The organism is Streptomyces sp. NPDC001796 (genome assembly GCF_042892355.1).
Taxonomy (GTDB): domain Bacteria; phylum Actinomycetota; class Actinomycetes; order Streptomycetales; family Streptomycetaceae; genus Streptomyces.
Map to the genome: position 1 here is coordinate 158,817 of NZ_JBIAUC010000001.1, position 23,675 is coordinate 182,491.

The following is a 23,675-nucleotide window of genomic DNA, read 5'->3' on the forward strand; positions in this document are numbered from 1 at the left end:
GTATGCGCTCTACCGTCGCCGCCGCGGGAGTGGCACGCTGCCCTTCATGGGGGCATTGCGGCGCATTGGGCGACGGCCCGGGTCACGGCGGCTCGCCGCGGTCACCGGCCTCGCGGTGGTGGCCGTGGGCGGAGCCGTGGCGTGCCAGCCCGGTGATCTCAGCTCAGCGTCGGTGGCGTACACCACGGACCAGACCGCCACCAAGGAACTGGAGCGGCAGCATGTGAAGGTGCGCTGGCTGAGCTGCTCGGGCGACTACGGCAGCAGCAGAGCGGGCACGTCCGGTACGGCTCCCTCGGCGAGCGAGAGCGCCGTCGTCACCGTCGACTGCAAGGGGCAGACGGACGACGGCAAGGACATCACCGTCAAGGGCCGGATCACCCGCGCCGTCGACGGCAGGTGCGTCCGCGGGGACCTCAGGGCCACCGTGGGCGGCAGGGAGGTGTTCCACGTCAGCGGCCTGGGCGACTGCCGGGGCAGCACGCCCAGCGCGCCCGCCGGCCGCCCGACCGGCCCCGGGCAGCCCGGGCCCACGGTCACGGTCACCGTCACCAGGACCATCTGGTGCCAGGGCGACCCCACCTGCTGGCCGGTTCAGGGCAAGTGACGGACGCGAGCGGCGTGGTGACGGACGCGAGCTGGGCGGGCATGGCGACAGGTAAGTGGGAAAACCCCCTGTTCGGGTACGCGCTCGCTGCTTAGGGTGACCTGGTGACTCAGTCCGCATCGCCCGCGTATCTCCGATTCCCGCATCTGCACGGCGAGTTGGTCGCCTTCACCGCCGAGGACGACGTCTGGGTCGCCCCACTCGACGGCGGCCGCGCCTGGCGGGTCAGCGCCGACAACATACCCGTGAACCACCCCCGCATCTCCCCGGACGGCACGACCGTCGCCTGGACCTCCACCCGCGACGGCGCCCCCGAGGTGCACATCGCGCCGATCGAGGGCGGCCCCGCCAAGCGCCTCACCCACTGGGGAAGTGTGAAGACCCAGGTGCGCGGCTGGACCCCCGACGGGGACGTGCTCGCGCTCAGCGCGGTCGGCCAGGCCTCCTTCCGCCGCACCTGGGCGCACGCCGTACCGCTCGACGGGGGACCCGCGACCACGCTGCCGTACGGGCCCGTCGGCGACGTCGCGTACGGGCCGCACATCGTGCTGCTGTCCGCCGGGGCCCGCGAAGCCGCCCTCTGGAAGCGGTACCGGGGCGGCACCGCAGGCAAGCTGTGGATCGACCGTGAGGGCGACGGCGAGTTCGTACGGCTGCACGAGGACCTGGACGGCAACATCGAGTACCCGTCGTGGGTGGGGGACCGTATCGTCTTCCTCTCCGACCACGAGGGCGTCGGGGCGCTGTACTCGTCGCTCGCCGACGGCTCCGACCTGCGGCGGCACACGCCCGCCGGGCGTGGGGGAGAAGCCGGGAGCGGGGGAGGCTTCTACGCCCGGCACGCGGCCACCGACGGCACCCGGGTCGTGTACTCCTCCGCCGGCCGGCTGTGGATCCTCGACGACCTCGACGGCGCCGAGCCCAGGCCGCTCGACATCCGGCTCGGCGGGCAGCGCGTGGACCTCCAGCCGTATCCGGTCGACGCCTCCCGCTGGTTCGGGGCCGCCTCGCCCGACCACACCGGGCGCGGCAGCGCCGTCTCGGTGCGCGGTGCCGTCCACTGGGTGACCCACCGCTCGGGGCCCGCCCGCGCGCTCGCCGCCGAGCACGGCGTGCGCGCCCGGCTGCCGCACACCTTCCGCGCGGACGGCGAGGAGTGGGTGGTGTGGGTGACGGACGCGGAGGGCGACGACGCGCTGGAGTTCGCGCCCGCCACCGGCCTAGCCCCCGGCGCCGTCCCCCGACGGCTCGCCGCCGGCCGGCTCGGGCGGGTGCTGGGGCTCGCGGTGTCGCCCGACGGCAGCAAGGTGGCCGTCGCCGCGCACGACGGGCGGGTGCTGCTCGTCGAACGGGACAGCGGCGAGGTGCGCGAGGTCGACCGCAGCGAGGACGGGGAGGCCAGCGGGCTCGTCTTCGCACCCGACTCGGCGTGGCTGGCCTGGTCGCACCCCGGGCCGCGCCCGCTGCGCCACCTGAAACTCGCCAACACGGCCGACCTGTCGGTGACCGAGGCGACCCCGCTGCGGTTCCGGGACTACGCGCCCGCGTTCACCCTGGACGGCAAGCATCTCGCGTTCCTCTCGGCGCGCTCCTTCGATCCGGTGTACGACGACCACGTCTTCGACCTCGCCTTCGTGGGCGGCTCCCGGCCGTACCTGATCACGCTCGCCGCGACCACCCCGTCCCCGTTCGGGCCCCAGCGGCACGGCCGCCCCTTCGAGACGCCCGACAAGGACGAGACACCCGACAGCGAGGGCGCGCCGACCACCCGCGTCGACCTGGAGGGCCTCGCCGACCGGATCGTGCCGTTCCCGGTGGAGGCCGCGCGCTACTCGGGGCTGCGCGCCGCCAAGGACGGGGTGCTCTGGCTGCGGCACCCGGTGCGCGGCGTCCTCGGCGCCTCCCGCGCCACGCCCGACGATCCCGACCCCAGGAGCGAGCTGGAGCGGTACGACCTGGTCCAGCAGCGCATCGAGCACCTCGCCCCGGACGCCGACCACTTCTCGGTCACCGGCGACGGCAAGCGGGTGCTGCTGTGGACCGACGGCAAGCTCAAGGTCGTCCCCAGCGACCGGCGCGCCCCGAACGACGACGACTCCGACGCGAACATCACCGTCGACCTGTCGCGCATCCGGCAGACCGTCGATCCGGCGGCCGAGTGGCGGCAGATGTTCGACGAGACCGGCCGGATCATGCGGGACAACTTCTGGCGGCCCGACCTGGGCGGCGTCGACTGGGACGGCGTACTGGACCGGTACCGGCCGGTGCTCGAGCGGGTCGCCACCCATGACGACCTGGTCGACCTGCTGTGGGAGGTGCAGGGCGAGCTGGGCACCTCGCACGCGTACGTCCTTCCCCACGGCTACGGCCCGGGCCAGGACCGACGGCAGGGACTGCTCGGCGCCGACATCTCCCGGCACGCGGACGGCAGCTGGCGCGTCGACCGGGTGCTGCCCACGGAGACGTCCGACCCCGACGCCCAGGCACCGCTGGCGGCGCCCGGGGTGGCGATACGGGCCGGTGACGCGATCGTCGCGGTCGGCGGGCGGCCGGTGGATCCGGTGACCGGACCCGGGCCGCTGCTGGTGGGGACGGCCGGCAAACCGGTGGAGCTGACGGTCTCGCCTGCGGGCGGGGGCGATCTCCGGTACGCCGTCGTCGTCCCGATCGCCGACGAGGAGCCGCTCAGGTACCACGCGTGGGTGGCGGACCGGCGGGCGTACGTGCACGAGAGGTCCGGCGGTCGGCTCGGGTATCTGCACGTGCCGGACATGCAGGCGCCCGGCTGGGCGCAGATCCACCGCGACCTGCGGGTCGAGGTCGCCCGGGAGGGGCTGATCGTGGACGTCCGGGAGAACCGGGGCGGCCACACCTCCCAGCTGGTCGTGGAGAAACTGGCGCGGCGGATCGTGGGCTGGGACCTGCCGCGCGGGCTGCGGCCGTACAGCTACCCGGAGGACGCGCCGCGCGGGCCCGTCGTCGCGGTCGCCAACGAGTTCTCCGGCTCGGACGGCGACATCGTCAACGCGGCCATCAAGGCGCTCGGCATCGGCCCGGTGGTCGGGACCCGGACGTGGGGCGGTGTCATCGGGATCGACAGCAAGTACCGGCTGGTCGACGGCACGCTGGTGACCCAGCCCAAGTACGCCTTCTGGATGGAGGGGTACGGGTGGGACGTGGAGAACCACGGCGTCGATCCCGACGTCGAGGTGGTCCAGGCCCCACAGGACCACGCGGCGGGCCGCGACGCGCAGTTGGACGAGGCGATCCGCCTGGCGCTGGCGGCACTGGAGGAACGTCCGGCGAAGCAGCCCCCGGAGCTGCCGGCACTGTGATCCGGCGTCCCGCGCCGGAAGGGCGGCGGATGCCTTCCCCCCGCTCGCCCCTCCGGGGCGGGCGGGGGCAGAGTGCCGATAGCATGCGTCGTAGTGATCAGTCCGTGTGAGGAGGCACGCATGGCGGGAGAGCCGCAGGACGACTGCCTGTTCTGCAAGATCGTCGCGGGGCAGATCCCGGCGACGATCGTCCGGGAGACCGACACCACCGTCGCCTTCCAGGACATCAACCCCCAGGCGCCGACCCATGTGCTGGTCATCCCCCGGGTGCACCACCGGGACATCGCCGCCCTCGCCGCCGCCGAACCGGCCATCACCGCCGACGTGCTCCACGAGGCCGGCGAGGTCGCGGCACAGGAGAAGCTCGACAGCTACCGCGTCGTCTTCAACACCGGCAGCGGCGCCGGCCAGACCGTCTGGCACGCGCACGCCCACGTCCTGGGCGGCCGCGGCCTGCAGTGGCCCCCCGGGTAAGGCGCCGTGTCCGTACGCGAACTGGTCGTCCTCGGCACCGCGAGCCAGGTCCCGACCCGGCACCGCAACCACAACGGCTACCTGCTGCGCTGGGACGGCGAGGGCATCCTCTTCGACCCCGGCGAGGGCACCCAGCGGCAGATGCTGCGCGCCGGGGTCGCCGCCCACGACCTGCACCGGATCTGCGTCACACACTTCCACGGCGACCACTCGCTGGGCCTCGCCGGCGTCATCCAGCGCATCAACCTCGACCAGGTGCCCCACCGGATCACCGCGCACTACCCGAAGTCGGGCCGGCGGTTCTTCGAGCGGCTGCGCTACGCGACGGCGTACCGCGAGACCGTCTCCCTGACCGAGGCGCCGGTCGACGCGGACGGGCCCCTCGCCGTGACTCCCGCGTACACGCTTCAGGCCCGTCGGCTCTCCCACCCGGTCGAGTCCTACGGCTACCGGATCATCGAGCCGGACGGACGCCGCATGCTGCCCGAACGGCTCGCGGCGCACGGCATCGAGGGCCCCGACGTCGGACGGATCCAGCGGGAGGGTTCTCTCGGGGGCGTGTCGCTGGAGGAGGTCAGCGAGGTGCGGCGCGGGCAGCGGTTCGCGTTCGTCATGGACACCCGGCTGTGCGACGGCGTCCACGCCCTCGCCGACGGCTGCGACATGCTCGTCATCGAGTCGACCTTCCTGGACGAGGACGCCCGGCTCGCCGACGAGCACGGGCATCTGACGGCCGGACAGGCCGGACGTGTCGCCGAGGAAGCGGGAGTGCGGCATCTCGTCCTCACCCACTTCAGCCAGCGCTACACCGAGCCGGACGAGTTCGAACGGCAGGCGCGTGCCGCCGGTTTCCAGGGAGAGCTGACCGTGGCGCACGACCTGATGCGGGTGCCGGTTCCGAAACGGCGGTAAAGCCCCCGTACGATGCTTCGATGCCCCTCCCGAAAGCTGAACTGCACCTGCACATCGAAGGCACCCTGGAGCCCGAGCTGGCCTTCGAGCTGGCCGCTCGCAACGGTGTGAAGCTGCCCTACGCCGACACCGGCGAACTGCGCGCGGCCTACGCCTTCGAGGACCTCCAGTCCTTCCTGAACCTGTACTACGAGCTGATGGCCGTCCTGCGCACCGAGCGGGACTTCGAGGACCTCGCGAACGCCTATCTCGCGCGCGCCGCCGCGCAGGGCGTGCGGCACGCCGAGATCTTCTTCGATCCGCAGGCCCACACCGCCCGCGGCGTGGACATGGGCACGGTGGTGGAGGGGCTGTGGCGCGCGCTCGGCCGCAGCGAGCAGAACCACGGGGTCTCCACTCAGCTGATCATGTGCTTCCTGCGGGACGAGTCCGCCGAGTCGGCCATGGAGACGCTCGAAGCGGCGAGGCCGTACCTCGACCGGATCACCGGTGTCGGTCTCGACTCGGCCGAGGTCGGCCACCCGCCGGTCAAGTTCCGCGAGGTGTACGAGGCCGCCGCCGCCCTGGGCCTCAGGCGTGTGGCGCACGCAGGTGAGGAGGGACCGCCGGAGTACATCACCGAGGCCCTCGACGTGCTCGGTGTCGAGCGCGTCGACCACGGGCTGCGCTGCATGGAGGACCCGGCGCTGGTCGAGCGGCTCGTGACGGAGCGGATCCCGCTGACCCTGTGCCCCCTGTCGAACGTCCGCCTGCGCGCCGTCGACACCCTGGAGGAGCACCCGCTGCCGGCCATGCTCGACGCCGGGCTGCTGTGCACCGTCAACTCCGACGACCCCGCCTACTTCGGCGGCTACGCCGGCGACAACTTCGACGCCGTCCGCACGTCCCTGGGGCTCGGCGAGGAACGGCTGCGCGAGCTGGCCCGCAACTCCTTCCTCGCGTCCTTCCTGGAGCACGACGAGGAGCGACGGGCGCGCTACCTCGCCGAGGTGGACGCGTACGCGTTCTCGTAGGCGCCGGGTACGTCCACGACCGGTGCGCCGCCCCCGAGTTCTTCGAGCCGGGGGGAACGCCACCCACGGCGCACCGCGGCCGGCCGCGGCGTGCGGCCCCCGGTGCGCAGGGCGACCGCGGTCAGCGGGAACGCGATCGCGAGCAGCCCGGCGGCGAGGATCGCGCCCATCGCCGGGAACCCCGCCTGCGCGGACAGCACACTGCCGGTCAGGGGGCCCGCCGCCGTGCCGAGCGAGGACGCGGAGCCGACGAGGACGGCCCACCGGCCGCGCCCGTCGAGGGAGGCGGCGAGGCCGATCAGATACGACAGCACGATCGGGTAGAGCGTGTTCCAGGCGATCTCGCCGGTCGCGAAGGTGCCGAGCCCGGTCGCGGACGCGCTGACCACGATGCAGCCGGCGATGAGCACGGTGCCCGCGCCGATGGGCAGCGCACGGCCGAGGCGTGGGCCGAGGGCGCCCGCGCCCATCACGCCGAGCAGCCCGGCGCCGAGCGCGACCGCGAAGACCGCGCCGACGGTGACCTCCGTGAGGTGAGCCTGGGTGAGGCCGATGCGTCCGCTGACGCCCCACAGGGAGTTCTGGGCGAGGGACCAGCACAGGATGCCGGCGGCCAGGACCAGTCCCGAGCGCGGATGCGGCAGCCGGCCGCTCTCGTGGGCGGGCGTGGTGGCCGGGCCGTCGGAGGTGAGGCGGCCGGTCGTGGGCCACACCAGCAGCGCGGTGAGCGCGATCGCGGCGAGCGGGAGGCCGTGGCCCGGGCCGAGGTGGGGGACCGTCAGGTAGACGGCGCCCGCGAGCGCGGAGACCCCGAACAGGCCGAGAGTGGAGGCACGGTGGGGGTCGTGCTGGGCGGCGATACCGGTCGCGGCGACCGTGGTGACGGTCCCCGAGCCGAACCCGCCGACGACCGCCCCCGCGACGACCACGGGGATGCTGTGGCTCAGGGCGGCGGTGCCGTAGCCGGCGGCGGCGCACAGGAGACCGGCGCGGGCGAGGCGGCGGGGGCCGATGCGCCGGACGTGCGCGGCGAGGACGAACCCCGCGGTGGCCGAACTCAGCAGCAGGGCACTGCCGATGGAGCCGGCCTCGGTGGCGGAGAGCGGAAGACCGGAGTCGAGCCTGCCGACGGTGGTGGGCAGCAGGTAGGAGGCGAGGTACCCGGCCGCGAAAAGGGCGACCAGGGGCCAGGGCGGGGCGGTGCGGGAGGACACGGGCGTTCCAGGGCGTGCGAAAAGAGCGGCTCAGAAAGGAGGGAGGGGCGCCGTCCGTCGAACGACAGGAACGTGCGGGGTATTTGTATCAAGCACGCGGTTCGAGAAGAAGCGCAGAGTGTGTGATGTGGGTCACTTTCAGGTTTGACCCTGATGGGGGCGGGTAGCGGCAGCCGCTCTCTTTTTCGTCCGCGGCTCTCAGCGCCAGTGCGGAGCGCCCGCGCCGCCCACCGTGGCACCTTCGATCCGGGCCCGGATCTCCCGCATCACCGCCACGATCCGCTCCTCGTGACCCTGCGTCAGCCGGGCCACCGGCACCGAACAGCTGATCGCGTCCTGTGCCGGGGTGTCGTAGCGCAGGGCGAAGCCGAAGCCCGTGATGCCGACGACGCTCTCCTCCCGGTCGATGGAATAGCCCCGCTCGCGCGTGGCGGCGAGGTCCGTCAGCAGGGACTCCCGCGTCGTGTGCGTGTTCGCGGTCAGGGGCTCGAACGGCCCGTGTGGCACAGCCTCGTCCGGCCGTTCCGCCAGCAGTGCCTTGCCGAGCGCGCCCGCGTGCGCGGGCAGCCGCCGGCCCACCCGGCTGATCGTGCGCAGGTATTCGTGCGACTCGCGCGTCGCCAGATACGCCACGTCCCCACCGTCCAGCCGTCCCAGGTGGATCGTCTCACCGAGCGCCTCCGACGCCTCGTCCAGATAGGGGCGGACGGTGCGCACGCGTGGGTCGGAATCCAGGTAGCTCGTGCCCGTCAGCAGCGCGTGGATGCCGATGCCGTACAGCGAGCCGGTGACGTCGGTCCGCACCCAGCCCCGCGAGATCAGGGTCTGCAGCAGGGCGTACATCGAGCTGCGCGGTACGCCGAGCTCGTCCGCCAGCTCCTGCAGTCGTGCCGGACGGTCGCCGCGTGCGGCGAGTAGCTCGAGCAGCTCCACCGTGCGTGCGGCCGACTTGACCTCGCGGACGCCCCCTGTGTCGGACATGCGGCGATGGTAATGCGGCGGGCGGTGCGGCACTTCGGTCGCGGTGCGGGCATTGACGGGTCTCCGTTCGTCTATCTAACCTTCATCTTCATACGTGGATGGCGTCCGGGTGGGGAGATGAACAGGGTGAGCGGCGGTTCGGACACGGAGGCCGTGGCACGGCGGCTGCGGGACGGTATGGCGCGCGGGATCCTGTCGTTCCCGCTCACGAGCTTCCACGACGACGGCTCCCTCGACCTCGAGGGCTTCCGCGCCCATGTCACGGCGCAGCTCGCCACCGGCCCCGGCGCAGTCTTCCCCGCCTGCGGCACCGGTGAGTTCTTCTCCCTGGACGAGGACGAGTACGGGCAGGTGGTCGCCGCGGCGGTGGAGGCCGCCGGGGGCTCCGTGCCCGTCGTCGCGGGCGTCGGCTACGGCTGGGCGCAGGCCGCGCGGTTCGCGCGGATCGCCGAGGACGCCGGCGCCGACGCGCTGCTCGTCCTGCCGCACTACCTGGTCGCGGCCCCGCAGGACGGGCTCGTCGCCCAGCTCGAGCACCTCGCCGCCCGCACCCGGCTGCCGCTGATCGCCTACCAGCGCGGTCAGGTCGCCTACGGACTTCAGGCGTTCCGGCGCATCACCGAGATCCCCGGCGTCATCGGCCTCAAGGACGGCCACAGCGACCTCGACCGGCTGCAACGGCTCACCCTCGCCGCGCCCGAGGGCTTCCTGTTCTTCAACGGCGCCGCCACGGCGGAGGTCCAGGCCCGCGCGTACGCCGCCGTGGGCGCCCCCGCCTACTCCTCCGCCGTCCACGCCTTCGCCCCCGAGATCGCGGTCGCCTTCTTCATCTCGCTGCGCGCCGGAGACGACGCCACGGTGGACAAGCTGCTGCGCGACTTCTACGTCCCGCTCGTCGCGCTGCGCGACCGGGTGCCCGGATACGCCGTGTCGCTGGTCAAGGCCGCCGCCCGGCTGCGCGTCCGCCCCGTGGGACCCGTGCGCGCCCCGCTCACCGAGCCGTCGGCCGCCGATCTGGCCGACCTGAAGGACCTGCTGACCGCCGGACTCGACCTCGTAGGAGCCGCCCTGTGACCGGCGACCTGACCGTCTGCGAGGTGCGGCTGACCCCGATCCTGGTCGCCGACCCGCCCCTGCTGAACACCCAGGGCGTCCACCAGCCGTACACGCCCAGGCTGATCGTCGAGGTGGTGACGGCCGACGGCACCAGCGGCGTCGGCGAGACCTACGGCGACACCAAGTACCTGGAACTCGCCCGGCCCATCGCCGACAAGCTGATAGGCCGTCAGGTGTCCGACGTCAACGGCCTGTTCACGGTCGCGGAGGACGTGGCCGTCGACGGCTCCCGGGCCTCCGGCCGGCTCGACGTCGGCGGACTGCGCGGCGTCCAGACGAGCGACAAGCTGCGCCTGTCCGTCCTCTCCGCCTTCGAGGTCGCCTGCCTCGACGCGCTCGGCAAGGCGCTCGGGCTGCCCGTGCACGCGCTGCTCGGCGGCAAGCTGCGCGACGAGGTCGAGTACAGCGCGTACCTGTTCTACAAGTGGGCCGGCCACCCCGAGGGCGTGGCGGGCGAGCGGGACGACTGGGGTGCCGCGCTCGACCCGGCGGGGGTCGTCGCCCAGGCGCGGAGGTTCAAGGAGCGGTACGGCTTCACGTCCTTCAAGCTCAAGGGCGGGGTCTTCCCGCCGGATGAGGAGATCGCCGCGATCCGAGCGCTCGCCGAGGCGTTCCCCGGGCATCCGCTGCGCCTGGACCCCAACGGCGCCTGGTCGGTGGAGACCTCGGTGAAGGTGGCCGGGGAACTGCGCGACGTGCTCGAGTACCTCGAGGACCCGGCCCTCGGCACGCCCGCCATGGCCGAGGTCGCCGCGCGGACCGGGGTGCCGCTCGCCACCAACATGTGCGTGACCACGTTCGAGGAGATCAAGGAAGCGTTCACGCAGGGCGCCGTGCAGGTGGTGCTCTCCGACCACCACTACTGGGGCGGACTGCGCAACACGCGCGAACTGGCCGCGATCTGCCGCGCGTTCGGGGTCGGGGTGTCCATGCACTCCAACACGCACCTCGGCATCTCGCTGGCCGCGATGACCCATGTCGCCTCCACCGTGCCGGGCCTGCACCACGCCTGCGACACCCACTACCCGTGGCAGTCCGAGGACGTCGTCACCGAGCGCGTCGCCTTCACCGGCGGCCGGGTCGCCGTACCCGACGAGCCCGGGCTCGGCGTCACACTGGACCGCGATCGGCTGGCCGCGCTGCACGAGCGCTGGCTCGCCGACGACGGCGGCCTGCGCGACCGCGACGACGCGGCGGCGATGCGGGTGGCGGACCCGGGGTGGGTGACGCCGACGGTGCCCCGCTGGTAGCGGACCGCGAGCCTGGCGGGCGCGGTCCGCGCGCCCGCCGGTGGCCGGTGGCCGGCCGCCGGTCGCCGACGCCGGCGGGTGCGGGCGACCGGCCCGCCGGGGCGACGCTTGGTGCACACTGGCTGGATCAGCACCACGCCAGGGAGCGCACCGTGACCGCGTCCATCGGAGAGGGACCACACCGCCACCACGCCCACGTCGACCCCCTTGCCGCGCTGCGCGCGCCCGGCGACCCGCCCTGGGACGTCTACCTCACGGGGACCGTCTTCCTCGACATCATCTTCACCGGCCTCGACTCCGCCCCGGTGCGCGGCACCGAGACCTGGGCGCGGGGCATGGGGTCGAGCCCCGGTGGCGTCGCCAACATGGCCACCGCGCTGGCCCGCCTCGGCCTGCGGACGTGCCTGGCGGCGGCCTTCGGTGACGACCACTACGGCGAGTACTGCTGGGACGAGTTGAAGGAGGGCGAGGGCATCGACCTCTCGCCCTCCCGCAAGGTTCCCGGCTGGCACTCCCCGGTGACCGTCTCCATGGCCTACGAGGGCGAGCGCACCATGGTCTCCCACGGCCACGAGCCGCCGCCGGAGGAGTCCTCCCGCCCGTCGCCCACCACCACCCTCAACGGACGCCCTCCGGGCGAAGACCTTTTCGCCTGCCCGCCGCGCGCCCGGGCCGCGGTCGCCTCGCTGACGCCGGGCAGGCGCGAGCCGTGGATCGCGGAGGCCGCGAAGCAGGGCACACGCATCTTCGCCGACGTCGGCTGGGACGAGACCGGGGCGTGGGACCCGGCGGGGCTGGCCGACCTCGAACACTGCGAGGCGTTCCTGCCGAACGCCGAGGAGGCCATGCGGTACACACGCACGGACTGCCCGCGCGCCGCCGCGCACGCGCTCACCGAGTACGTGCCGCTGGCCGTGGTCACTCTCGGCGCGGAGGGGGCGTACGCCGTGGACGGGCGCACCGGGGAGAGCGCGGGCGTGCCCGCGATCGCCGTGGAGGCGCTGGACCCCACGGGGGCGGGTGACGTCTTCGTGGCGGGTTTCGTGACCGGCACGCTGGCGGAGTGGCCGCTGGCCGACCGCCTCGCCTTCGCCGGTCTGACGGCGGCGCTGTCCGTCCAGGAGTTCGGCGGCTCGCTGTCGGCGCCCGACTGGTCGGAGATCGGGGCGTGGTGGCGCAAGGTCCAGTCCTACGAGAACCAGGACCCGGCGGCCCTGACCCGCTACGCGTTCCTGGAGGGCCTGGTCCCGGAGGATGACATCGAAGCGTGGCCGCGCCGCCGCGCCGTCCCGACGATCGGCTTCCGCCGACCGGGGTGACGCTCGCGGCGGGCGCGAGGAGCTCTCAGAAGCCCAGCCGACGCAGCTGCTTGGGGTCCCGTTGCCAGTCCTTCGCCACCTTCACATGGAGGTCCAGGAACACCGGCGTCCCCAGCAGCGCCTCGATGTGCTTGCGGGACTTGATGCCGACTTCCTTCAGCCGCTTGCCCTTGGGCCCGATGATGATCCCCTTCTGGCTCGGCCGCTCGATGTAGACGTTCGCGTGGATGTCCAGCAGCGGCTTGTCCGCCGGACGGTCCTCGCGCGGCAGCATCTCCTCCACCACCACCGCGATCGAGTGCGGCAGCTCGTCCCGGACGCCCTCCAGCGCCGCCTCACGGATCAGCTCCGCCACCATGACCTGCTCCGGCTCGTCCGTCAGGTCGCCCTCGGGATACAGCGCCGGCCCCTCGGGCAGCAGCGGGATCAGCAGGTCCGCCAGCAGGTCCACCTGCTTGTTCGCGGTCGCCGACACCGGGACGATCTCCGCCCACTCGATCCCCAGCTCCTCACCCAGCCGGTCGATCGCGATGAGCTGCTCGGCCAGGGCCTTGGAGTCCACCAGGTCCGTCTTGGTGACGATCGCGACCTTCGGGGTCTTCCTGATCCCCGCCAGTTCCTTCGCGATGAAGCGGTCCCCGGGACCGATCTTCTGGTCGGCGGGCAGACAGAAGCCGATCACGTCGACCTCCGCCCACGTCGTGCGCACCACGTCGTTCAGGCGCTCGCCCAGCAGCGTGCGCGGCTTGTGCAGGCCCGGCGTGTCCACCAGGATCAGCTGCGCGTCCGGCCGGTGCACGATGCCCCGCACCGTGTGCCGCGTCGTCTGCGGCCGGTTCGAGGTGATCGCCACCTTCTGCCCGACCAGAGCGTTCGTCAGGGTGGACTTGCCCGCGTTGGGACGGCCCACGAAACAGGCGAAGCCCGCCCGGTGGACGGCCTCGGTGGGCTCGGATGGCTGGGTGCGCACGCTCATGGCGCCCATTCTCCCTGATCCACGGAGCCCCTCCGCACGCCCGGCCGCGCCCCGGACCCCGCGCGCACTCCGGTGAGATTCCGGAAACCTTCCCGCAACACGAAACGTCACGGAAACACACCTGTACGCGACAGGAAACGATCGCCGGTGACCCTCGGACGAGCCCCCGCACCTAGGAGAGCCCGTGACCCTGGCAGCGAACCACATCGACACCGGCGACACCGCCTGGCTGCTCGCCGCCACCGCCCTCGTGCTGCTGATGACCCCCGGCCTCGCCCTCTTCTACGGCGGCATGGTCCGCACGAAAAGCGTGCTCAACATGCTGATGATGAGCTTCGTGTCGATCGCCCTGGTCACGGTGGTGTGGCTGGCCTGCGGCTACTCCCTCGCCTTCGGCGACGACGCGTTCGCCGGTCTGATCGGCGGGCTGAAGCACTCCGGCATGGCGGGCCTCGGCCCGGACAGCCTCCACGGCACCGTGCCCACCCTCCTCTTCGCCACCTTCCAGCTCACCTTCGCGATCATCACCGCCGCCCTGATCAGCGGCGCGATCGCGGACCGTGCGAAGTTCGGCGCCTGGCTGGTCTTCGTGCCCGTCTGGGCCCTGCTGGTATACGTTCCCGTCACCCACTGGGTGTGGGGTCCGGGTGGCTGGATCCTGGACAGGCTCGGCGCCCTCGACTTCGCGGGCGGCCTGCCCGTCGAGATCACCTCCGGCGCGTCCGGACTGGCGCTGTGCCTGGTCCTCGGCCCGCGTCTGGGCTTCAAGAAGGACTCCATGCGTCCCCACAACCTGCCCATGGTGGTGCTCGGCGCCGGTCTGCTGTGGTTCGGCTGGTTCGGCTTCAACGCCGGTTCGGCCCTCGGCGCGAACGGCCTCGCCGCTGCCGCCTTCCTCAACACCCTCGCCGCCGGCTGCACCGGCCTGCTCGGCTGGCTCTTCGTCGAGCAGAAGCGCGACGGGCACCCGACCACGCTGGGCGCCGCCTCCGGCGCGGTCGCGGGCCTCGTCGCGATCACGCCCTCCTGCGGCACGGTGTCCCTGCTCGGTGCGCTGGTCGTCGGCCTCGCCGCCGGCGTCGTCTGCTCGTACGCGGTGAGCTGGAAGTTCAAGCTCAACTTCGACGACTCGCTCGACGTCGTCGGCGTCCACCTGGTCGGCGGCGTCATCGGCACCCTCCTCATCGGACTGTTCGCGGTGAAGGAGATGACCGGCGGGGCCGAGGGCCTCCTCTACGGCGGTGGGATCGCGCAGCTCGGCAAGCAGCTCCTCGCGGTGGTCGTCGTGGCGCTGTACGCCTTCGCCGTGACGTACGGCATCGGCAAGCTGATCGACAAGACGATGGGCTTCCGCGCGAGCGAGGAGCAGGAGCACACCGGACTGGACCTTACGGTGCACGCCGAGACCGCTTACGATCACGGGGTCCTGGGCCACGGCGCCCCGGTCGCCCACTCCGTCCCCGCAACAGCCCAGAAGGTCACGACCCAGGCATGAAGCTCATCACCGCGATCGTCAAGCCGTTCCGCCTCGACACGGTCAAGACGGCCCTGCAGGAACTCGGCGTGCACGGCCTGACCGTGACCGAGGCCAGCGGCTACGGCCGTCAGCGCGGCCACACCGAGGTGTACCGGGGGGCCGAGTACCGGGTCGATCTCGTGCCCAAGGTCCGGATCGAGGTCGTGGTCGAGGACGCGGACGCCGAGGACGTCATCGACGCGATCGTGAAGGCGGCGCAGACGGGGAAGATCGGAGACGGGAAGGTCTGGGCAGTGCCGGTCGAGACGGTCGTACGCGTACGGACGGGCGAGCGCGGCCCCGACGCGCTCTGACCGCCGACGCCCCCGCCACGACTCCCGCGACGAACACGGCCGCGACAACCACCCACGGCAGCGCTAGGAACGAGGCGCTCGCCGACTCCCGCGTGTCCTTCGCGCTCGCCGTCAACGTGACGTCGCCCCAGTCGAACTGGGGCGCGTCCCGCCATGGTTCGGACAACCGCACGCGCTCACCGGGCAGCAGCTCGGAGGGGACGCGCGACAGGGAGCGCGTCAGGAGGGTCCGGCCGAACAGGCCCGTCGCCCGCAGCTCCACCTTCGGGTCGAGGGTGACGTTGCCGGTGTTGTGCAGGGTGTAGGAGACGGTCGCCGTGCTGTCCCCGAGGCCGGGGACCAGGGGCTGGTGGTGAGTGACGCGGACGTCCTCGACGGCGATGGCGGGCAGCGTGGGTCCGCCGACGCGGAGGTAGACACGGGCGCCGACGGCCAGCTGCACACCGAGCGAGACGGAGCCGTTCCCCTTGCCGCCCTTCCCCCGCTCTCGACCCCGCTCGAGCGGAGAGGCCCCCGTGTCCAGCGCCACCAGCGCCCCCGGGTGGTCACCCGGTTCGGCGCCCTCGGGCACTTGCAGGGTGAACGGCACGGTGACCGAGCCGTGCGCGGGGACCGTCACCCGGGCCTTCGCGGGCTTCGCCCAGGCCCCCACCCCCCGCTGCTTCTCCGTGGCCGTCCGCACCGCGAACCCGCCGTCGCGCGCGGTGTTGTAGGCGTCGGCCGCGTACAGCCGGAAGGTGAGCGGCTTCTCCGTCTTGTTGGCGACGACGACCTCGTCCTTCACGGTCGTACCGGGGTCGGCGGAGAGGTAGAAGTACGGGCGCGCGCCGAGGGGGGAGGCGGCCGGGTAGACCGACCAGCTGCCGTTGTCGGCGGCGCGCGCGGGCACCGCCGGTGAGGCGAGGAGGAGACCGGGCAGGAGGCACACGAGGAGGGCGTACGGCTTGCGCATGGGTGCGGACCCCTGGGAGAGACGGGAGAGAGGCGGACGGGCGGGTGCGGACCTGGTACGAGGGCGCCCGTGGCCGGCTGGATGCGCCGGACGGTCAGGTGAGCGTCAGGGTGAGCACGCCGGAGTACGACCCGGGAGGTGCGAACGCCGGTACGTCGAGCGAGAGCCCGGCGTCCACGGTGAACTCACCGCCGGTGAGAGTGCCGTCCGGGGCGGACGCCAGGGTCGCTCCCGATGCGCCCACCGTGCCCGCCGAACCGGTCCGGCAGGTGCTGGGGCTGCCCGCCTTGGTCGTGCAGGCCGGGGTCCAGCTCAGCTTTCCGGCGTCGATCCTGGCGCCGGGGCCGGTGAAGTCGGTGACCTTGCCGGTCAGGGACCAGCCCGCGGGTCCGCCGCGGTAGTCCTTGACGGTCACGGTCCGCAGGGCGCCGGCCGAGGCCCCGCCCTTGCCGAAGTCGACCGCCGACAGCTGGACGGCGTCCCCCGCCTGGGACATCGACAGGGTGCCCGCCTTCACCGTGGTGGTGAGCTTCTGGCTGTTCGCGGGGACGGGCGTGTCGTCCACAACCGTGTACGCGGCCGGACCGGCGCCCTTGTCCGCACTCCAGGCGCCGCCCTCGTAGGCCACGACACCGGTCGTCGTCCGGTCGCGCACGACGAGCGAGCCGCTGAAGGCACCCTGTGCGTTCGCGGTCACGGTCGCCGTGTCCGCGCTCTGGGTGGCCCCGGAGCGTCCCGCCAGGGTGACGCTCGCACCAGGGGTGAAGTTGCTTCCGGTGACGGTGACGCCGTCACCGGGTTTCCCGGACGCCGAACCGAGGGTGATGGCGCGGTTGTTGACCGGGGTGGAGTCCGTCGCGGTGACCGTCTCGGAGACGGGCGCGGGCGGATTGGTGACCGTGCAGGGGGTGTCCAGCTCGAGGATGTAGCTGGTGTGGATGTTGTAGTCGCCCGGCGACAGGGTGACGGCACCCGGCGAGGTGACCGTGAAGGTGCCGGTCATGCTGAACGACGGGAAGGCACCCTTGCCCGGCACCGGATCGTTCTTCTTGGGCCCGGTGACCGTGACGGACCCGTTCTGGGCTCCGCCCAGGGTGACCTTGCCGGTGGGCGTCATGATGTCGGCAGGCAGCGCCAGGTCGGTCGGATTGCTCGCGGCGGCCGTGACCACCGTGTAGGTCACGGTGACCGTGTCGCCGACCTTGGGACTGGCGTTGTCCACCGTGATCTTCGCGGTGGTGGTGCCGTCGATCGGGGGGATGCCCGCGACCGCGGGCGGAATGCAGTGGGTGGGGAAGCTCACCTGCTGCGGGGTGGCGCCGGCCGGACAGGCCAGGGCGCCCCCGCCGGCGACCGCGAGGGCGGTCACCGTGAGCACCGAGGCCCAGCGGCGTCTTCGAGTCGGTAAAGCCATGACGGCCCCCTCGTGTGGTTGCGGGCGCAGCGGCTCTTCTGCGCCGACAGGGGGCCATTGACGTGCGGGTTGTGTGAGAAGTCAATGGAGATGCGGCAAGTGGACTGACGGACCGTCAGTTCCCTCCGTTCGGCCGCGCGCGGGCCCTCAGCCCGCGGTCACCGTGACGCGAACCGTCCCGTCCGGTCCGGCCACCAGCACCGGCGTCCGAGCCCCGCCGAGGTCCCGCACGGCCGCACGGTCCTCCGCGGACGCGCCCTCGGCCTCCGTGACGACCGCCGCCGCCTCCAGCGACTTCGCGCCCGAAGCCACCGCCATGGCCACCGCTGTCTGAAGGGCACTCAGCTTCAGCGACTCGAGGGCGACGGTCCCGGCGGCGTACGTCCGTCCGGTCTCGTCCCGTACCGCGGCCCCCTCGGGCACGCCGTTGCGGGCCCGCACGGAACGAGCCAGGGTGACGATCTTGCGGTCCTCGGGGTCGAGCGCGTTGCTGTCGGTCATGCCACGAGCATACGAAGAGCGGCCGAGGTGATCCCGCAACGGGGTACCGCCGAAGTCGTCCCGTGCCGGAGCAATGCCGAGATCATCCCGCCACGGGATACATCGCCCCGCGCCTGCCCTGCGGCGACGCCAGCCACTCCAGCTTCGCCGTGGTGTTCGCCTCCTCCAGCGGGGTGTGGAGGACGATCGTCAGGTCGGGCCGCGCCGGGACCTTCAGCGCCGTCGACTCCACGCACAGCAGCCCCACCAGCGGATGGTCCAGCTCCTTGCGGATCACCCCGGCGTCCTTGATGTCCCGCCGCTCCCACAGCTCGGTGAACTCCGTGCTCACCGACCTCAGTTCGGCCAGCACCGCCCGGAACCCCTCGTCGTCGGGGCTGGCCGAGCACATCGCCCGGAACTGCGCCACGACCGTGTGCGCGTTCTGCTCCCAGCTGTGGGAGCGGGAGCGGTAGAGCGGGTCGGTGAAGAAGTCGACGATGCAGTTCTGCGTGATCTCGGGCCGCATCCCGAGCACCCAGCCCGCGGCATCGTTGTACATCACGCAGTTGTAGTACCGGTCCATGATGTGGGCCGGATACGGCATCCAGGCGTCGATCAGCCGCCGCATGCCCTCGCAGCCGTGGTCGGGCGCCGGTTCCGGCGCGGGCGGGTTCAGCCCGGCCAGGACGTACAGATGCCGGCGCTCGGCGTTGCTGAGCCGCAGCACCCGCGCCACCGCGTCCAGCACCTGCGGGGAGACGGAGATGTCCCGCCCCTGCTCCAGCCACTGGTACCAGGAGGCCCCCACCCCGGCCAGCACGGCGACCTCCTCGCGGCGCAGACCGGGCGTACGGCGCCGCGGCCCGCCGGCGGGCAGTCCGGCCTCCGCCGGGGTGACCCGGGCTCGCCTGCTCATCAGGAACTCGCGCAACTCACGCAGCCGATGGCTCTTCAGCGCGTCCTCGGGCACGTACGGATCCCCCCGTCCTGTCTGGTGGTGCCACCACCACCATAAGTGCCGACTCCCCACGGATATTCCGTTCGCACGAGGCTCTTGCCCATGGCGATCGACACCACCACCGAAACCATCCCCACACGCGAACCGCTCGACAACCCCCGGCTGTCGACGCGCGACAAACTCGTCCTCTTCGTGCTGTGCGCGGCCCAGTTCATGGTCGCGCTGGACTTCTCGGTCCTGAACGTGGCGCTGCCCGTCCTCGGCGACGACCTGGGAATGAGCCGCTCCGCCCTCCAGTGGGCCGTCACCGCGTTCGCCCTGCCGTCCGGCGGCTTCCTGCTCCTGTTCGGCCGGATGGGTGACCTCTACGGGCGCCGCAGGCTGTTCCTGACCGGCCTGGCCATGTTCGCTGCCGCCTCGCTGCTCGCGACGTTCGCCTGGGACCCGGCGTCGTTCCTGGCGGGCCGCGCCCTTCAGGGCCTCGGCGCGGCGGCGATCGTGCCCACCGGGATGTCGCTGCTCACCACGACCTTCCCCGAGGGCCCGGCCCGTGACCGCGCCCTCGGCATCTCGGGCACGCTGCTGTCGCTCGGCTTCACGGTCGGCATGGTCGCGGGCGGCGTCCTCACCGACGCCCTCGGCTGGCGCTCCACGATGGGCCTGCTCTCGGTCTTCGCACTGATCGTGCTGCCGCTCGCGCCCGGCCTGCTGCCCGAGTCCCTCCCCCACAGCCCTGACGGCGTGGGAGGTACCCCCGTCCCGGACCGCCCGCGCCTGGACGTCCCCGGCGCGATCACCGTCACCGGCGGCCTGCTCTCCCTGATCTACGCCCTCTCGACGGCCGCCGACCACGGCTTCGGCCGTGCGGACGTCATCGCGACGCTGGTCGTCGGCGCCCTGCTGCTGACGGCGTTCGCCCGGGTCGAGTCCCGCACCGCGCAGCCCCTGGTGTCGCTGCGCATGCTGCGTCGCCGCACGGTGGCGTGGGGCAACCTGGGTGGCCTGGTCACCTTCTCGATGATGTCCACGGTGATCTTCGTGCTGACCCTCTACCTGCAGGAGGTCCTGGGCCTGTCCGCCTTCGAGACCGGTCTGGTCTTCGGCTTCCAGGGTGTCCTGTCGGCGGTGGCGGGCGCGTACGCCGCCAAGGTCATCGGCCGCTTCGGCGCCCGCCGCACGCTGGTCGGCTCGCTTGCCGGGCAGGGCGTGCTGATCGCCGCCCTGCTGGGCCTGAACAGCCACGTCTGGTCGGTGTGGCTCGCCACGGCCGCAGTCTCCCTGGCCAGCATGTGCCACCTGGGCGCGATCATCTCCTACGGCCTGACGGTCACCTCGGGCGTCCCGGACGAGGAGCAGGGCCTGGCCACCGGTCTGGTCACCTCCACCCAGCAGGTCGGGATCACCGTCGGCATCCCGCTCCTCGGCGTCCTGGCCACCACGTCGACGGACCTGCTGTCGGGCCTGCACACGGTGATCGCGCTGGACGCGGCGATCGTCCTGGTGGCGGCGGTCCTTCTGGCGCTGGGACTGCGCACCCGGCCTGCGGGCGGCTCAGGGCCGGTCGAGGCGGAGGCGGTCGGCGCGCGGTAGGCCGGCGACGACCAGGTCGTACGAGTCCTCGATGAGCTCCCGGACCAGGCGGTCCGGGAGCTCGCCGTCGACCGTGACCGTGTTCCAGTGGCGTTTGTTCATGTGCCAGCCGGGGACGATCAGGCCCTCGTGCTCGCGGCGGAGCCGCACCGCGTCGTCCGGGTCGCACTTGAGGTTGACCGTCAGGGGCCGCGCCTGGAGGGCCGTCAGCGCGAAGAGCTTGCCCTGCACCTTGAAGACCGAGGTCTCCGGGTTGAACGGGAAGTCCTCCACCGCGGCGTTGAACGACAGACAGAAGGTGCGCAGCTCCTGAGGGGTCACTCGGGCTTCTTCTCCTCGTCCTCGGCGGGATCCACCGGGCCGACCGGCTCCACCAGCACCGTCACGATCTTGTTGCGGCGGCCCGCCGCGGCCTCCGCCGTCAGACGCAGTTCCCGGCCGTCCGGGAGCTCCACCACGGACGACGCCCCGGCGATGGGCACCCGGCCCAGGGCCTTGGCGAGCAGACCGCCGACGGTCTCCACGTCCTCGTCGTCGAACGCCTCGAGCCCGTACAACTCGCCCAGGTCGCCGATGTCCAGACGGGCGGTGACCCGGTAGCGGTCGTCGCCCAGCTCCTCCACCGGCGGCAGCTCGCGGTCGTACTCGTCGGTGATCTCGCCGACGATCTCCTCGAGGATGTCCTCGATGGTGACGATGCCGGCCGTGCCGCCGTACTCGTCGATGACGACGGCGACGTGGTTGCGCTCCTTCTGCATCTCGCGCAGCAGGTCGCCCGCGTTCTTGGTGTCGGGCACGAAGGTGGCCGGCCGCATGGCGGTGGAGACCAGCTCCGACTCGGCGTCCCGGCTGATGTGCGTCTTGCGGGCCAGGTCCTTCAGGTACACGATCCCGACGATGTCGTCCTCGCTCTCCCCGGTGACCGGTATGCGCGAGAAACCGGAGCGCAGGGCGAGGGTGAGGGCCTGGCGGATCGTCTTGAAGCGTTCGATGGTGACCAGGTCCGTCCTCGGCACCATCACCTCCCGCACGAGGGTGTCGCCCAGCTCGAACACCGAGTGCACCATGCGGCGCTCCTCGGCCTCGATCAGGGACTCCTTCTCGGCGAGGTCGACGAGGGCGCGCAGCTCCGCCTCGGAGGCGAAGGGGCCGCGGCGGAAGCCCTTGCCTGGGGTGAGCGCGTTACCGATGAGGATCAGGAGGGACGGGATGGGGCCCATGATCCGGGCCAGCGGCACCAGGACGTACGCCGCCACCGTGGCCGTGTTCAGCGGGTGCTGGCGGCCGATCGTGCGCGGGGAGACGCCGACGGCGACGTACGACACGAGGACCATGACCGCGATCGCCACCAGCAGGGCCTCCGCGGTACCGGGGAGCTCCTTCAGGCAGGCGTAGGTGACCAGCGCGGCGGCGGCCATCTCGCACGCGACACGGACCAGCAGGGCCACGTTCAGATAGCGGGTCGGGTCCGCGGCGACCTGGGCGAGCTTCGCGCTGCCGCGCCGGCCCGCCCTGACGGCCTCCTCGGCGCGGAAGCTGGAGACGCGCGCCAGGCCCGCCTCCGCGCAGGCGGCGAGCCAGGCGACGACGACCAGGGCGATCGCGCCGACGACGATCTGGGGGCTCATGACACGGTGGGGGCCGGGGACGGGCCGGTCAGGCCCCTCTCCGCGCGCCAGCCGTCCACAATGGCGGCCTGCAGACCGAACATCTCGGCCTTCTCGTCCGGTTCCTCGTGGTCGTAGCCCAGCAGGTGCAGCACCCCGTGGACGGTCAGCAGCTGGAGCTCCTCGTCCATGGAGTGCTGCGTCGGGGCCTCGGCGCCCTGCTTGGCGGCGACCTCGGGGCACAGCACGATGTCGCCGAGCAGGCCCTGCGGGGGCTCGTCGTCGTCCTTGGACGGCGGCCGCAGCTCGTCCATCGGGAAGGACATGACGTCCGTGGGCCCCGGCAGGTCCATCCACTGCACGTGCAGCTGCTCCATGGCGTCGGCGTCCACGACGATCACCGAGAGCTCGGAGAGCGGGTGGATGCGCATCCGCGCCAGCGCGTAGCGGGCGATGTCGAGGATCGCCTGCTCGTCGACCTCGGTTCCGGACTCGTTGTTGACGTCGATCGACATGTGGTGCTCGGTCTCTACTTCCCCTTGTGCCCGGCCTTGCCCCGGTTCTGGCCCTTGTGCGTGCCGTTCTGGGTGCCGTGCTTGCTGTCGTACTGCTCGTACGCGTCGACGATACGGCCGACCAGCTTGTGCCGTACGACATCGTGTGACGACAGCCGGGAGAAGTGGACGTCCTCGACACCCTCCAGGATCTCCTGGACCTGGCGCAGACCGCTCTTGGTGCCGTCCGGGAGGTCGACCTGGGTGACGTCACCCGTGATCACGATCTTCGAGTCGAAGCCGAGGCGGGTGAGGAACATCTTCATCTGCTCGGGGCTCGTGTTCTGGGCCTCGTCCAGGATGATGAAGGCGTCGTTGAGCGTGCGACCGCGCATGTACGCGAGCGGGGCGACCTCGATCGTGCCCGCGGCCATCAGCCGGGGGATCGAGTCGGGGTCGAGCATGTCGTGCAGCGCGTCGTACAGCGGGCGCAGGTAGGGGTCGATCTTCTCGTAGAGGGTGCCGGGCAGGAAGCCGAGGCGCTCGCCCGCCTCCACCGCCGGGCGGGTCAGGATGATGCGGTTGACCTGCTTGGACTGCAGGGCCTGCACCGCCTTGGCCATGGCCAGGTAGGTCTTGCCCGTACCAGCGGGGCCGATGCCGAAGACGATCGTGTGCTTGTCGATCGCGTCGACGTACCGCTTCTGGTTGAGCGTCTTCGGGCGGATGGTGCGGCCGCGCGACGACAGGATGTTCTGCGTCAGCACCTGCGCCGGGGTCTCCTGCGCGCCCTCGCCGTTCTCGCCCGCCCGGAGCATGGCGATCGAGCGTTCCACTGCGTCCTCCGTCATCGGCTGCCCGGTGCGGAGCACCAGCATCATCTCGGCGAACAGGCGCTGGATCAGGGCGACCTCCGTCGCGTCGCCGACCGCGCTGATCTCGTTGCCCCGGACATGGATGTCGACCCCGGGGAAGGCCGTCTCGATCACGCGCAGCAGGGAGTCGCCGGAACCCAGCACCATCACCATCGGGTGCTGGGCGGGGACGGTGATCTGTGCACTCGCCTGCCCCTGCGCGGGGGTGTGAGCTGTGGGTGTCTGAGTCATGGGCCGGCTCTGTAGGCCTGCGATTCCTCCTCCGTACGGCCGCG

At 72.2% G+C, this 23,675-nt stretch carries 21 protein-coding genes and 1 pseudogene; 11 read left to right on the top strand and 11 right to left on the bottom strand.

The window, feature by feature from the left end; all coding sequences use genetic code 11:
- The first annotated feature begins 46 nt into the window (after positions 1-46).
- From ACFYZE_RS00685 to ACFYZE_RS00705, 5 genes are all read left to right on the top strand, one after another.
- Positions 47-607: a hypothetical protein gene (locus tag ACFYZE_RS00685; protein ID WP_388986400.1), complete on the top strand. Its 561-nt coding sequence runs from the start codon at positions 47-49 to the stop codon at positions 605-607.
- Between the two features lie 104 nt (positions 608-711).
- The gene (locus ACFYZE_RS00690; RefSeq protein WP_388986403.1) at positions 712-3,942 is read left to right on the top strand and encodes a S41 family peptidase; all 3,231 of its coding nucleotides are present in this window, start codon (positions 712-714) and stop codon (positions 3,940-3,942) included.
- Positions 3,943-4,062: 120 nt separating this feature from the next.
- Entirely contained in the window at positions 4,063-4,416 is a 354-nt protein-coding gene (locus ACFYZE_RS00695) for a histidine triad nucleotide-binding protein (RefSeq protein WP_388986406.1), read from the top strand.
- A gap of 6 nt (positions 4,417-4,422) precedes the next feature.
- On the top strand, positions 4,423-5,328 hold the full coding sequence (locus ACFYZE_RS00700) for a ribonuclease Z (protein WP_388986409.1): 906 nt from the start codon (positions 4,423-4,425) through the stop codon (positions 5,326-5,328).
- A gap of 20 nt (positions 5,329-5,348) precedes the next feature.
- Positions 5,349-6,341 (top strand): adenosine deaminase, encoded by a 993-nt coding sequence (locus tag ACFYZE_RS00705; RefSeq protein ID WP_388986412.1) that lies wholly within the window; start codon positions 5,349-5,351, stop codon positions 6,339-6,341.
- Here the strand turns inward: ACFYZE_RS00705 and ACFYZE_RS00710 are convergent.
- Positions 6,305-7,555 (bottom strand): MFS transporter, encoded by a 1,251-nt coding sequence (locus tag ACFYZE_RS00710; protein WP_388986415.1) that lies wholly within the window; start codon positions 7,553-7,555, stop codon positions 6,305-6,307. The genes ACFYZE_RS00705 and ACFYZE_RS00710 overlap by 37 nt on opposite strands.
- Before the next feature lie 198 nt (positions 7,556-7,753).
- Positions 7,754-8,536 (bottom strand): IclR family transcriptional regulator, encoded by a 783-nt coding sequence (locus tag ACFYZE_RS00715; protein ID WP_388986418.1) that lies wholly within the window; start codon positions 8,534-8,536, stop codon positions 7,754-7,756.
- Positions 8,537-8,653: 117 nt separating this feature from the next.
- Between ACFYZE_RS00715 and ACFYZE_RS00720 the strand changes: the two genes are divergently transcribed.
- From ACFYZE_RS00720 to ACFYZE_RS00730, 3 genes are all read left to right on the top strand, one after another.
- Positions 8,654-9,610, top strand: coding sequence for a 5-dehydro-4-deoxyglucarate dehydratase (locus ACFYZE_RS00720; protein ID WP_388986421.1), 957 nt, complete (start codon positions 8,654-8,656; stop codon positions 9,608-9,610).
- Positions 9,607-10,902 carry a glucarate dehydratase family protein gene (locus ACFYZE_RS00725; RefSeq protein ID WP_388986424.1) on the top strand — a complete coding sequence of 432 codons (1,296 nt, stop codon included), beginning with the start codon at positions 9,607-9,609 and terminating at the stop codon, positions 10,900-10,902. The genes ACFYZE_RS00720 and ACFYZE_RS00725 overlap by 4 nt, the downstream gene beginning before the upstream one ends.
- A gap of 152 nt (positions 10,903-11,054) precedes the next feature.
- Entirely contained in the window at positions 11,055-12,221 is a 1,167-nt protein-coding gene (locus ACFYZE_RS00730) for a carbohydrate kinase family protein (RefSeq protein ID WP_388986427.1), read from the top strand.
- Positions 12,222-12,246: 25 nt separating this feature from the next.
- On the opposite strand, the gene era is transcribed toward ACFYZE_RS00730, so the two are convergent.
- Positions 12,247-13,197: a GTPase Era gene (gene era, locus ACFYZE_RS00735; protein ID WP_200417311.1), complete on the bottom strand. Its 951-nt coding sequence runs from the start codon at positions 13,195-13,197 to the stop codon at positions 12,247-12,249.
- Positions 13,198-13,381: 184 nt separating this feature from the next.
- Between era and ACFYZE_RS00740 the strand changes: the two genes are divergently transcribed.
- Together ACFYZE_RS00740 and ACFYZE_RS00745 are read left to right on the top strand one after the other, a co-directional pair.
- Positions 13,382-14,692: an ammonium transporter gene (locus tag ACFYZE_RS00740; protein ID WP_388986430.1), complete on the top strand. Its 1,311-nt coding sequence runs from the start codon at positions 13,382-13,384 to the stop codon at positions 14,690-14,692.
- On the top strand, positions 14,689-15,027 hold the full coding sequence (locus tag ACFYZE_RS00745) for a P-II family nitrogen regulator (RefSeq protein WP_388986433.1): 339 nt from the start codon (positions 14,689-14,691) through the stop codon (positions 15,025-15,027). Before ACFYZE_RS00740 ends, ACFYZE_RS00745 begins: the two co-directional genes overlap by 4 nt.
- On the opposite strand, the pseudogene ACFYZE_RS00750 reads toward ACFYZE_RS00745, so the two are convergent.
- From ACFYZE_RS00750 to ACFYZE_RS00765, 4 genes and pseudogenes are all read right to left on the bottom strand, one after another.
- Positions 14,924-15,979, bottom strand: a pseudogene (locus ACFYZE_RS00750) (WxL protein peptidoglycan domain-containing protein); the annotation flags it as partial. The gene ACFYZE_RS00745 and the pseudogene ACFYZE_RS00750 sit on opposite strands and share 104 nt — an antisense overlap.
- Before the next feature lie 94 nt (positions 15,980-16,073).
- Positions 16,074-17,393: a beta-xylosidase gene (locus tag ACFYZE_RS00755; protein ID WP_388986436.1), complete on the bottom strand. Its 1,320-nt coding sequence runs from the start codon at positions 17,391-17,393 to the stop codon at positions 16,074-16,076.
- A gap of 147 nt (positions 17,394-17,540) precedes the next feature.
- On the bottom strand, positions 17,541-17,894 hold the full coding sequence (locus ACFYZE_RS00760) for a cytidine deaminase (protein WP_388986439.1): 354 nt from the start codon (positions 17,892-17,894) through the stop codon (positions 17,541-17,543).
- An 82-nt stretch (positions 17,895-17,976) separates the two neighbouring features.
- The gene (locus ACFYZE_RS00765; RefSeq protein WP_388986442.1) at positions 17,977-18,846 is read right to left on the bottom strand and encodes a helix-turn-helix transcriptional regulator; all 870 of its coding nucleotides are present in this window, start codon (positions 18,844-18,846) and stop codon (positions 17,977-17,979) included.
- 90 nt (positions 18,847-18,936) lie between these two features.
- Here ACFYZE_RS00765 and ACFYZE_RS00770 point away from each other — a divergent pair, with 90 nt between their 5' ends.
- The gene (locus ACFYZE_RS00770) at positions 18,937-20,424 is read left to right on the top strand and encodes an MFS transporter (protein ID WP_388986445.1); all 1,488 of its coding nucleotides are present in this window, start codon (positions 18,937-18,939) and stop codon (positions 20,422-20,424) included.
- Here ACFYZE_RS00770 and ACFYZE_RS00775 read toward each other — a convergent pair.
- Genes ACFYZE_RS00775 through ACFYZE_RS00790 form a run of 4 tightly spaced genes read right to left on the bottom strand, consistent with a single transcriptional unit; the run spans position 20,386 to position 23,631 of the window.
- Entirely contained in the window at positions 20,386-20,745 is a 360-nt protein-coding gene (locus ACFYZE_RS00775; protein ID WP_388986448.1) for an MmcQ/YjbR family DNA-binding protein, read from the bottom strand. The genes ACFYZE_RS00770 and ACFYZE_RS00775 overlap by 39 nt on opposite strands.
- Entirely contained in the window at positions 20,742-22,052 is a 1,311-nt protein-coding gene (locus ACFYZE_RS00780) for a hemolysin family protein (RefSeq protein ID WP_388986451.1), read from the bottom strand. The genes ACFYZE_RS00775 and ACFYZE_RS00780 overlap by 4 nt, the downstream gene beginning before the upstream one ends.
- Entirely contained in the window at positions 22,049-22,546 is a 498-nt protein-coding gene (gene ybeY, locus ACFYZE_RS00785; protein ID WP_103838288.1) for an rRNA maturation RNase YbeY, read from the bottom strand. Before ybeY ends, ACFYZE_RS00780 begins: the two co-directional genes overlap by 4 nt.
- Positions 22,547-22,560: 14 nt before the next feature.
- Positions 22,561-23,631 (bottom strand): PhoH family protein, encoded by a 1,071-nt coding sequence (locus tag ACFYZE_RS00790; protein ID WP_388986456.1) that lies wholly within the window; start codon positions 23,629-23,631, stop codon positions 22,561-22,563.
- Between the last annotated feature and the right edge of the window lie 44 nt (positions 23,632-23,675).